Origin of the sequence: Mycolicibacterium smegmatis (assembly GCF_001457595.1) — a bacterium.
In the GTDB taxonomy this organism is placed as follows: Bacteria; Actinomycetota; Actinomycetes; order Mycobacteriales; family Mycobacteriaceae; genus Mycobacterium; species Mycobacterium smegmatis.
The window spans coordinates 2,765,014-2,775,636 of the sequence record NZ_LN831039.1; the positions used below are offsets into that span (position 1 = coordinate 2,765,014).

Here is a 10,623-nt window from a genome sequence, read left to right on the forward strand (position 1 = left end):
GGACGGCACATGCCCCAGGGACAGCCACTCGTGGTTCCCGACGACGGCCTGACCACGCGCGCCCGGCGCAACGCCCCGGTGCTCGCGGTGCACACCGGGCCCGGTAAGGGAAAGTCCACCGCGGCGTTCGGGATGGCGTTGCGCGCCTGGAACCAGGGTTTTCGTGTCGCGGTGTTCCAGTTCGTCAAGAGCGCGAAGTGGAAGGTCGGCGAGGAGGCGGTGTTCCGCGAACTCGGCAGGCTCCACGACGAGCACGGCGCAGGCGGGCCGGTCGAATGGCACAAGATGGGCTCCGGCTGGTCGTGGACCCGCAAACACGGCAGCGACGACGACCACGCCGCCGCGGCCGCCGACGGCTGGGCCGAGATCAAACGACGACTCGCCGCCGAGCAGCATGATTTCTACGTCCTCGACGAGTTCACCTATCCGCTCAAGTGGGGCTGGGTCGACGTCGACGACGTGGTTTCCACGCTCACGGAGCGGCCGGGCAGGCAGCATGTCGTGATCACCGGCCGTGACGCGCCGCAGGCACTGATCGACGCGGCTGATCTGGTCACCGAGATGACCAAGATCAAGCATCCGATGGACGTGGGGCGCAAGGGCCAGAAGGGCATCGAATGGTAGGCCCCGCGTGGTAGGCCCAGCATGGTAGGCCCAGCATGGTAGGCACCACCCCGGCGGTGGTGATCGCCGCTCCCGCCTCGGGCAGCGGCAAGACCACGGTGAGCACAGGCCTCATCGGCGCGTTACGCGCCGCCGGGCACACCGTGGCGCCGTTCAAGGTGGGTCCCGATTTCATCGACCCCGGCTACCACGCGGTGGCCGCGGGCCGGCCCGGGCGCAACCTCGATCCGGTGCTCGTCGGTGAGGACCTGATCGGCCCGTTGTACGCGCACGGCAGTGCCGGCGCCGACATCGCGGTGGTCGAGGGTGTCATGGGTCTGTTCGACGGGCGCATCTGCGACCAGATGACCGGCACACCGCAGGGATCTGCCGCCCAGGTGGCGAGTCTGCTGGGCGCACCGGTGATTCTCGTCGTCGATGCGCGGGGGCAGAGCCAGAGCATCGCGGCGCTGCTGCACGGCTTCACCACGTTCGACTCGGCCGTGCATGTCGCGGGCGTCATCCTCAACCGGGTCGGGTCGCCGCGCCACGAGGCCGTGCTGCGGCAGGCATGCGAGCACGCCGGTGTCGCGGTGCTCGGGGCGATCCCGCGTGCCGACGAATTGAGCGTTCCCTCAAGGCATCTCGGTCTCATCACCGCTGTCGAACACGGCAGGCAGGCCCGCGACGCGGTGGCTGCGATGACCGAACTGGTGGGCCGACATGTCGACCTCGCGGCCGTGATGGCCTGTGCGAGTGCCCGGGTGAGCGCGCAGCCGTGGAGTCCGTGCGTCGAAACCTCGTTCCCGGTCGCAGATGTCGCCGGCGTCACGGTCGCGCTCGCGTCCGGCAAGGCGTTCAGTTTCGGCTACGCCGAGCACGCCGAACTCCTGCGCGGTACGGGCGCGACCGTCGCCGAGTTCGACCCACTGGTCGACCCGTTGCCCGACGGCGCCGACGCGCTCGTGCTGCCCGGCGGCTTCCCGGAACAGTTCACCGCCGAACTGTCGGCCAATGACCTTGTGCGCCAGCAGATCCGCGAGCTCGCCGAACGCGGCGCACCGATCCACGCCGAGTGCGCGGGCCTGACGTATCTGGTCGACGACCTCGACGGCGCGCCGATGTGCGGTGTGCTGCGCGGATCGGCGAAGTTCACCGAACGGCTCACGCTGGGCTACCGCGACGCGGTCGCCGTGGTGGACTCGTCGATGCACGCCGCGGGGGAGCGGGTAGTCGGCCATGAATTCCACCGCACCGCAGTCACATTCGACGACGATCTGCCGCCGGCGTGGGCCTTCGCGGGCCGCGGTGGCGCCCCGGCGCGCGACGGTGCGGTGTTGCGTGGTGTGCACGCGGGTTACCTGCACACCCATCCCGCGGCGCACCCGCAGGCGATCGCCCGGTTCGTGGCGTCGGCGGTGCCGACCAATTGAGCACAGCGGCAGCCACTCAGCGAACCACCGGACAACGCGCGGACGGCACGAACTAAGCTCGGCGGGTGACCGAAGATGCCTACCTCGTCGGCCTGCGCCTGTCGGGCAAGAAGGTCGTCGTTGTCGGCGGCGGAACCGTCGCGCAGCGCCGGCTGCCCCTGCTGCTCGCCAACGGCGCCGACGTCCACGTCATCACCCGCGCCGCGACCCCGGTTGTGGAAGCCCTGCAGAAGGACGATCCGGGGATCACGCTGGAGCTGCGCGACTTCCGGCCCGGTGACCTCGAAGGCGCCTGGTATGTGATCGCCGCAACCGACGATCCCGTCGTCAACGCCGCGATCGCGGCCGAGGCCGACGAGCGGCGGATCTTCTGCGTGCGCGCCGACATCGCGCGCGAAGGCTCGGCGGTGACCCCCGCGACGTTCGAGCACGACGGACTCTCCGTTGGCGTGCTCGCCGGCGGCGAGCACCGCCGCTCGGCCGCGATCCGCTCGGCCATCCACGAGGCGCTGCAGCAAGGCCTCGTCACCGAGGACATGCCCGGCGAGCTCACGAGCGGCGTGGCCCTGGTCGGCGGTGGGCCGGGCGACCCGGAGCTCATCACCGTCCGCGGCAGGCGGTTGCTGGCGCGCGCCGACGTGGTCGTGGCCGACCGGCTGGCACCGCAGGAACTGCTGGCCGAACTCGGCCCGCACGTCGAGGTGATCGACGCCGCGAAGATCCCGTACGGCCGCGCGATGGCGCAGGAGGCCATCAACGCGGTGCTGATCGAACGGGCCAGGGCGGGCAAGTTCGTCGTGCGCCTCAAGGGCGGCGATCCGTTCGTGTTCGCGCGCGGCTACGAAGAGGTGCTCGCGTGCAGTGAGGCCGGGATTCCCGTGACCGTCGTGCCGGGTGTGACGAGTGCCATAGCGGTTCCGGCTCTGGCGGGTGTCCCGGTGACGCATCGGGGTATGACGCACGAGTTCGTGGTGGTCAGCGGCCATGTTGCGCCAGGGCACCCCGAATCGTTAGTGAATTGGGATGCACTCGCAGCGATGCGCGGCACGATCGTGTTGCTGATGGCCGTCGAGCGCATCGAGCAGTTCGCCAAGGTCCTCCTCGAAGGCGGACGACCTGCGGATACGCCGGTTCTGGTGGTGCAGCACGGAACCACCATGGCGCAGCGCACTTTGCATGCGACGCTCGCCGACGCGCCAGAGCGCATCCGTTCGGAGGGCATCCGACCTCCCGCGATCATCGTGATCGGCCCCGTGGCGGGCTTTGCCGGTTAAGGATTCTTAAGATTCCGGTAAGGTGACCGGTTATGACGGCTCTCAACGACGCAGAGCGCGCAGCCGCCCGTGTGGGCCTGGCAGCCCGACTCCCGTCCTGGTTCCCGTCCTGGGGATTCCTTTCGGCGGTGATCGCCATCGGCGGCATGCAGTTGCTCGCCACCATGGACAGCACGGTCGCAATCGTCGCGTTGCCCAAGATCCAGGACGAGCTGAGCCTTTCCGACGCCGGGCGCAGCTGGGTCATCACGGCGTATGTACTGACCTTCGGCGGCCTCATGTTGCTGGGCGGGCGCCTCGGCGACACGATCGGCCGCAAGCGGACGTTCATCGTCGGCGTGACGTTGTTCACCATCGCCTCGGTCCTGTGCGGAATCGCCTGGAACGAGACCACGTTGGTGACCGCACGGCTGCTGCAGGGCGTCGGCGCCGCGATCGCCTCGCCCACCGGCCTCGCGCTCGTCGCGACGACGTTCCCCAAGGGACCCGCCCGTAACGCCGCCACCGCGGTGTTCGGCGCGATGACGGCCATCGGCTCGGTCATGGGCCTGGTGGTCGGCGGCGCACTGACCGAGGTGTCGTGGCGGTGGGCCTTCCTGGTGAACGTGCCCATCGGCCTGGTCATGGTCTACCTGGCGCGCACGGCACTGCAGGAGACCAACCGCGAGCGCATGAAGCTCGACGCGGCCGGCGCGCTACTGGCCACACTCGCGTGCACCGCCGCGGTGTTCGCGTTCACGCAGGGCCCCGAAAGCGGTTGGCTCGCCCCGATCACGCTGGCGTCCGGCGCGGCCGCGCTGGTCTTCGGCCTCGCGTTCCTGATCGCCGAACGCAACGCCGAGAACCCCGTCGTCCCGTTCGCGCTGTTCCGCGAACGCAACCGGGTCGCCACGTTCGCCGCGATCTTCCTGGCCGGCGGTGTGCTGTTCACCCTCACCGTGCTGATCGGCCTCTACGTGCAGGACATCCTCGGCTACAGCGCGCTGCGCGCCGGTGTCGGATTCATCCCGTTCGTGATCGGCATGGGCATCGGCCTCGGCGCGGCCTCGCAACTCGTGCGGTCCATCCCGCCGCGCGTGCTGGTGATCGCGGGCGGAATCCTGGTGCTGGGCGCCATGATCTACGGTTCGACACTGCACCGCGGCATCCCGTACTTCCCGAACCTGGTGCTGCCCATCACGATCGGCGGTATCGGCATCGGCACGATCGTGGTGCCGCTGACGCTGTCGGCCATCGCGGGGGTGAACCTGGACCGCATCGGTCCCGCATCGGCCATCGCGCTGATGCTGCAGAACCTCGGCGGACCGCTGGTGCTCGCGGTCATCCAGGCCGTCATAACGTCGCGCACCTTGTTCCTGGGCGGCACCACCGGTCCCGTCAAGGCCATGAACGACGAGCAGATCGGTGCACTGGACGCCGCCTACACCTACGGCCTGCTGTGGGTCGCCGCGGTGGCCGTCCTGGTGGGCGCCGCCGCACTGTTCATCGGATACACCTCGCAACAGGTGGCCCACGCGCAGGACGTCAAGGACGCGATGGACGCCGGCGAGATCGAGGTCGACCAGCCTCCGATCGGCTGACGGGTCTTTACCGACGATGGCCGGGCTGACGCGACAAGAGGTTTCTGACACCGTGAGTCCGCTCGGCTGGTGTCTGGTGCTCGGCGCCCTCCACGTCGAGGTGCTCGTGCCGACGATGGCCGATGCGGTCCGCGCGGCCGAGCATGCCGTCAACGCTGCGGGCCCAGCCGCGTCCGGACACCTTTCGATCGACGTGCGGGCCGACCGCGCGGTGCTGCGACTGCGCTCGCGCGACGCGGGCACCGTCACGCGTCGCGATCTGCAACTGGCCTCGGACATCTCGCACGCCCTCTCCGGGCGCGGCTACGAGATGACCGTCAACAGCGGCGTGGTGCAGGCGTTCGAGATCGCGATCGACGCGCTCGACATCGCCGCGGTGCGCCCGTTCTGGCAGGCGATCACCGACTACGTCGACCACACGGTCTCCGACGGGGGTGACGACCCCGACTGCCTGGATGCGTCCGAACTGCATCTCGGGCTCGTCGACCCGTTCGGGCGCGGCCCGGCGATCTGGTTCCAGCAGATGGACGCCCCGCGGCCGCAGCGCAACCGCATCCACCTCGACATCGACCTGCCGCACGACGCGGCGCAGGCACGCATCGACGCGGCCCTGGCCGCGGGCGGCACACTGCTCTACGACGGGCGTGCCCCGGCCTTCTGGGTACTGGCCGATCCCAAGGGAAACGAGGCCTGCATCTGCACCTGGCAAGGCCGGGACTGATCCGCGACCGGACCGATCGCTAAGGTTGTCGGCTGTGATCACCCGTATGTCCGAGCTGTTCCTGCGAACCCTGCGCGACGACCCCGCCGACGCCGAAGTACCCAGCCACAAGTTGCTGATCCGGGCCGGCTATGTCCGTGCCGTGGGCCCTGGGATCTACAGCTGGCTCCCTCTGGGCCTGCGGGTGCTGCGCAAGATCGAGAACGTCGTGCGCTCCGAGATGAACGCGATCGGCGCGCAGGAGATCCTGCTGCCCGCGCTGCTGCCGCGCGGGCCGTACGAGACCACCAACCGCTGGACCGAGTACGGCGACACCCTGTTCCGCCTGCAGGACCGGCGTAACAACGACTACCTGCTGGGCCCGACGCACGAGGAGCTGTTCACGCTCACCGTCAAGGGCGAGTACTCGTCGTACAAGGACTTCCCGGTCATCCTGTACCAGATCCAGACCAAATACCGCGACGAGGCGCGTCCCCGCGCCGGCATCCTGCGCGGCCGCGAGTTCGTCATGAAGGACTCGTACTCCTTCGACGTCGACGACGACGGTCTCAAGAATGCCTATTACCAGCACCGCGAGGCCTATCAGCGCATCTTCGCGCGGTTGGGCGTGCGCTACGTGATCGTCTCCGCGGTGTCCGGCGCCATGGGCGGCAGCGCGTCCGAGGAGTTCCTCGCCGAGAGCGAGGTCGGCGAGGACACGTTCGTGCGCTGCGTGGAGTCCGGTTACGCGGCCAATGTCGAGGCCGTGATCACCAGGGCACCCGAGGCACAGCCGACCGAGGGGCTGCCGGAGGCCAAGGTGTACGACACCCCGGACACCCCGACCATCGCGACGCTGGTCGAGTGGGCCAACTCGGCGTCGCTGCCGCAGTTCGAGGGACGCACCGTCACCGCGGCCGACACCCTCAAGAACGTTCTGCTCAAGACCCGCGAGCCCGGTGGTGAGTGGGAACTGCTCGCGGTGGGGGTGCCCGGTGACCGTGAGGTCGACGAGAAGCGCCTGGGCGCGGCGCTCGAGCCGGCCGAGTTCGCGCTGCTCGACGACGCCGACTTCGCCGCCAACCCGTTCCTGGTCAAGGGCTATGTGGGTCCGAAGGCCCTGCAGGACAACGGGGTTCGCTACCTGGTCGACCCGCGGGTGGTGCACGGTTCCTCATGGATCACCGGCGCCGACGCGCCCAACCGGCACGTCGTCGGACTGGTCGCGGGCCGTGACTTCACCCCGGACGGCACCATCGAGGCCGCCGAGGTGCGCGACGGCGATCCGTCACCGGACGGCGCCGGTGTGCTGACCTCGGCCCGCGGCATCGAGATCGGTCACATCTTCCAGCTGGGCCGCAAGTACACCGACGCGTTCTCCGCCGACGTGCTCGGCGAGGACGGCAAGCCCCTGCGCCTGACCATGGGCTCCTACGGCATCGGCGTGTCCCGCCTGGTCGCGGTGATCGCCGAGCAACAGCACGACCAACTCGGGCTGCGGTGGCCGAGCTCGGTGGCGCCGTTCGACGTGCATGTCGTCGTCGCCAACAAGGACGCCGGTGCCCGTGCAGGCGCGGCCGAACTGGTCGCCGACCTCGACCGCCTCGGTCACGAGGTGCTGTTCGACGACCGGCAGGCCTCGCCCGGCGTGAAGTTCAAGGACGCCGAACTGCTCGGCATGCCGTGGATCGTCGTGGTCGGCCGCGGCTGGGCCGACGGCGTGGTCGAGCTGCGCAACCGGTTCACCGGCGAGACCCGCGAGATCGCGGCCGACGGCGCGGCCGCCGAGATCTCGTCCGTTCTCGCGGGCTGAGTTCTTCCGCGAGCGGACCCTTATTCGGCGCCGCCGGGGAAGGGCACGGTCACGGGCCAGACGTCGAGGAACTTGCTCCACTTCGCCGCCGTGACCGCCGACTCGGTGAGGGCCGTCACGGCGAAGGCGCGGTCCTCGGACGTCGTGGCCTGCTCCAGCACCGCGCGCCAGGCCACGGCGGCGTCCTGCTCCATGCGCACCGCGAGGTTGGCGGCGTCGACGGGGTCGGACACCTCCGACGGCAGGCGGTACCCCGCGGCAGGCAGGGGAGGGGTCACCGAGCGGCCTTCGAGCATCTCGATGGCGGCTTCCCGCCGTGCCCGGTGCTCGGCCATCGCCGCCGCGACCAGCGAGTTCTCCTCGGGGCTCGAATGTGCCGAGACCAGGCCGTAGCCGTAGATGATGCCGTGCTCGGTGGCCACGGCGTCGAACAGCGCGGCATCGGCGGCGTCTGTGGGCCGGGCCGGCCCCGTCGTGGGCTCCGGCGACGTCATTTCCCACCGTCCAGGGCGACCTTGTAGGCGGCCGTGCACGACGCCGCGATGGAGCCGGCCAGACCGGCGCGGTACCCCGACAGCCGGGGCGCGATGCCGGTCGCCTGCTCGGCGGACTGTTCGAGCGCGACCACGACATCATCGGCGGTCGGTGCCGACGGGGTGGCCGACGGGGTTGCTGACGCGCCAGGGGCGGGCGAGGTGGGCGCGGACGACGCCGAGGACGATTCGGCGGGCGACGCGGACGGAGGAGCCTCGCCGGTCATCCTGGTCAACTCGTCGGACAACGCCTGCGCATGGGCCGACCGTTCGTTTGCCACCGCGGTCAGCGCGCGGGCCGTCGCATCCTGCGGCCCAAGTGCGCCCGCGGCCTCGGTGGCGAGCGCGCTGTCGGCGCGGGCACGGTCGAGCAGGGCGGTCAGATCGGCGAGTTCCGGTGGCGGGGGCGTGGAACCGCACGCGGTCGCGGTGACGCCCAGCAGGGTCAGACCTGCCGCCGAGTACAGGAACCGCCGTCGGCTGATGTTCGTCAAGGCGCTCGGCACGTGAACATCCTGCCATTGCCGGATATTCGCGGCGCGTGGCCGTCGAGCGGTGCGGCGAAGCCGCAGCCGGGAACATTCGCTGCGCCGAATCCGAGATCGCGGCTCGCCCCTGCCCGGCTGGCGTATCGTGGATAGTCGATTCCACGGGGAACCACCAGGGAATCATGTCCGGACAACTCAAGATGAGGAGCTCGTCGTGGCACCGGATCCGAAGTTGCCATCTGCGGATTTGCCGTCGCAGAAGCAAGTGATCGAGCTGCTTGACGGCGAGTTCGCGCGCGCCGGCTACGAGATCGACGATGTCGTCGTCAACGCGGCGACACGCCCGCCGCGCATCACCATCGTCGCCGACAGCGACAAGGGCCTCGATCTGGACGCCGTCGCGATGCTCTCGCGCCTGGCGTCGGGTCTGCTCGACACCGTCGACACGGGCGACACGCCGTATGTGCTCGAGGTCACCTCGCCCGGTGTGGACCGCCCCCTGACTGACGAGAAACACTTCCGCCGCGCTCGTGGCCGCAAGGCCGAGCTGTCGCTTGCCGACGGTTCGTCGCTGACCGCGCGGCTCGCCGGGACCGACGGCGACCAGGTGAACGTCGTGGTGGCACAGGGCAAAGACTTCGCCGTCCGGCAGATACCGCTGCGTGAGATCACCAAGGCCGTTGTCCAAGTAGAGTTTTCGCCGCCGAATCGACGTGAGCTGGAGCTCGCCGAACAAACTGGGAAGGGGGCCCGGGCATGAACATCGACATGGCGGCGCTGCACGCCATCGAAGCCGACAAGGGAATCTCGGTCGACGTGGTCGTGGAGACCATCAAGTCGGCGCTGCTCACCGCGTATCGGCACACCGACGGCCACGAGCCCGACGCACGCATCGACATCGACCGCAAGACCGGCGTGGTCAAGGTGATCGCCCGCCAGACCGATGCCGACGGCAACGTCCTGGCCGAATGGGACGACACGCCAGAAGGTTTCGGCCGGATCGCGGCGACCACCGCGCGGCAGGTCATCCTGCAGCGCCTGCGTGACGCCGAGAACGAGAAGGTCTACGGCGAGTTCGCGGCCCACGAGGGCGACATCGTCGCAGGCGTGATCCAGCGCGACGCCCGCGCCAACGCCCGCGGCCTGGTCGTCGTGCGGATGGGCAGCGAGACCAAGGGATCCGAAGGCGTCATCCCGGCGGCCGAGCAGGTGCCGGGTGAGCGCTACGAACACGGCGACCGCGTGCGGTGTTACGTCGTCGGCGTCACCCGCGGTGCCCGGGAACCGCTCATCACGTTGTCGCGCACGCATCCCAATCTGGTGCGCAAGCTGTTCTCGCTGGAGGTGCCCGAGATCGCCGATGGTTCGGTCGAGATCGTGGCCGTGGCGCGCGAGGCGGGCCACCGGTCCAAGATCGCGGTCGCCTCGCGTGTGCCCGGGCTCAACGCAAAAGGCGCGTGCATCGGCCCGATGGGACAGCGTGTGCGCAACGTCATGAGCGAGTTGTCCGGCGAGAAGATCGACATCATCGACTACGACGAGGACCCCGCGCGGTTCGTCGCCAACGCGCTTTCGCCCGCGAAGGTCGTATCGGTGTCGGTGATCGACGAGGCCGGCCGTGCGGCCCGCGTGATCGTGCCCGATTTCCAGCTCTCGCTGGCGATCGGCAAGGAAGGCCAGAACGCCAGGTTGGCGGCCAGGCTGACCGGTTGGCGCATCGACATCCGCAGCGACGCCGCTCCTGTGGGCGACGCCGATGCCCGGCACGGGGCGGCGCACGACGGATAGCGGTGGCAGTCGTTTCAAATTACAAGGGTTGGGACGGTAGACTCAGCCGTGATCCAGCGCGAGACTCCGGCTTCGACGCGTCGACGCATCCCCGACACCCCTGTCGGACCGGTGCGGACATGTATCGGCTGCCGGAAGCGAGAGTTGGCCGCCGACTTGCTTCGTACGGTCGCGGTGCGGGACGGGAACGGGAACTACTCCGTTTCGGTCGACACCTCGGCAAGCATGCCCGGGCGGGGTGCCTGGTTGCACCCCGATCCGAAGTGTGCAGAGCTGGCAGTTCGGCGGCGGGCCTTCGCACGAGCGTTGCGAATCGCCGGTTCACCGGATACGTCTGGGGTGAACGAGTATTTCGAGAGCCTCGGAACGCCCGAACACCGCGGCATAGAGAACAGGTAGCGAAGAACATGA

11 protein-coding genes are annotated in these 10,623 nt (G+C 69.4%); 9 read left to right on the forward strand and 2 right to left on the reverse strand.

The annotated features are described in order from the left end of the window. Positions 1-9 precede the first annotated feature (9 nt). The 6 genes from cobO (at position 10) to AT701_RS13220 (ending at position 7,403) form a co-directional block, all read left to right on the forward strand. Positions 10-624 carry a cob(I)yrinic acid a,c-diamide adenosyltransferase gene (cobO, locus tag AT701_RS13195; RefSeq protein ID WP_003893997.1) on the forward strand — a complete coding sequence of 205 codons (615 nt, stop codon included), beginning with the start codon at positions 10-12 and terminating at the stop codon, positions 622-624. Positions 625-659: 35 nt separating this feature from the next. Further along, the gene (locus tag AT701_RS13200) at positions 660-2,036 is read left to right on the forward strand and encodes a cobyrinic acid a,c-diamide synthase CobB (protein ID WP_058125982.1); all 1,377 of its coding nucleotides are present in this window, start codon (positions 660-662) and stop codon (positions 2,034-2,036) included. A 65-nt stretch (positions 2,037-2,101) separates the two neighbouring features. After that, a complete protein-coding gene (gene cobA / locus AT701_RS13205; protein WP_003893999.1) occupies positions 2,102-3,310 on the forward strand; it encodes a uroporphyrinogen-III C-methyltransferase in 1,209 nt (402 codons plus the stop codon). 32 nt (positions 3,311-3,342) lie between these two features. Then, positions 3,343-4,890, forward strand: coding sequence for an MFS transporter (locus tag AT701_RS13210; protein WP_058125983.1), 1,548 nt, complete (start codon positions 3,343-3,345; stop codon positions 4,888-4,890). Positions 4,891-4,906: 16 nt separating this feature from the next. Then, positions 4,907-5,611 carry a 4a-hydroxytetrahydrobiopterin dehydratase family protein gene (locus tag AT701_RS13215; protein ID WP_058125984.1) on the forward strand — a complete coding sequence of 235 codons (705 nt, stop codon included), beginning with the start codon at positions 4,907-4,909 and terminating at the stop codon, positions 5,609-5,611. 34 nt (positions 5,612-5,645) lie between these two features. After that, positions 5,646-7,403 (forward strand): proline--tRNA ligase, encoded by a 1,758-nt coding sequence (locus tag AT701_RS13220; RefSeq protein WP_003894002.1) that lies wholly within the window; start codon positions 5,646-5,648, stop codon positions 7,401-7,403. Between the two features lie 20 nt (positions 7,404-7,423). Here the strand turns inward: AT701_RS13220 and AT701_RS13225 are convergent, their stop codons facing one another. After that, positions 7,424-7,897 carry a ferritin-like domain-containing protein gene (locus AT701_RS13225; protein WP_003894003.1) on the reverse strand — a complete coding sequence of 158 codons (474 nt, stop codon included), beginning with the start codon at positions 7,895-7,897 and terminating at the stop codon, positions 7,424-7,426. Further along, entirely contained in the window at positions 7,894-8,442 is a 549-nt protein-coding gene (locus AT701_RS13230) for a hypothetical protein (RefSeq protein ID WP_003894004.1), read from the reverse strand. The genes AT701_RS13225 and AT701_RS13230 overlap by 4 nt, the downstream gene beginning before the upstream one ends. 196 nt (positions 8,443-8,638) lie before the next feature. On the opposite strand from AT701_RS13230, the gene rimP reads away from it, so the two are divergent. From rimP to AT701_RS35715, 3 genes are all read left to right on the forward strand, one after another. Next, entirely contained in the window at positions 8,639-9,184 is a 546-nt protein-coding gene (rimP, locus tag AT701_RS13235; RefSeq protein WP_003894005.1) for a ribosome maturation factor RimP, read from the forward strand. Continuing rightward, on the forward strand, positions 9,181-10,212 hold the full coding sequence (nusA, locus tag AT701_RS13240; RefSeq protein WP_003894006.1) for a transcription termination factor NusA: 1,032 nt from the start codon (positions 9,181-9,183) through the stop codon (positions 10,210-10,212). The genes rimP and nusA overlap by 4 nt, the downstream gene beginning before the upstream one ends. 174 nt (positions 10,213-10,386) lie before the next feature. Beyond that, positions 10,387-10,611, forward strand: coding sequence for a DUF448 domain-containing protein (locus tag AT701_RS35715; protein WP_232836294.1), 225 nt, complete (start codon positions 10,387-10,389; stop codon positions 10,609-10,611). The last annotated feature ends 12 nt before the right edge of the window (positions 10,612-10,623 follow it).

Excerpts from the sequence above, each read along its gene's own strand:
- nusA (WP_003894006.1), top strand. The coding sequence starts at position 9,181 with ATGAACATCGACATGGCGGCGCTGCACGCCATCGAAGCCGACAAGGGA.
- AT701_RS13225 (WP_003894003.1), bottom strand. The coding sequence starts at position 7,897 with ATGACGTCGCCGGAGCCCACGACGGGGCCGGCCCGGCCCACAGACGCC.
- AT701_RS13210 (WP_058125983.1), top strand. The coding sequence starts at position 3,343 with ATGACGGCTCTCAACGACGCAGAGCGCGCAGCCGCCCGTGTGGGCCTG.
- AT701_RS13215 (WP_058125984.1), top strand. The coding sequence starts at position 4,907 with ATGGCCGGGCTGACGCGACAAGAGGTTTCTGACACCGTGAGTCCGCTC.
- cobO (WP_003893997.1), top strand. The coding sequence starts at position 10 with ATGCCCCAGGGACAGCCACTCGTGGTTCCCGACGACGGCCTGACCACG.
- AT701_RS13200 (WP_058125982.1), top strand. The coding sequence starts at position 660 with ATGGTAGGCACCACCCCGGCGGTGGTGATCGCCGCTCCCGCCTCGGGC.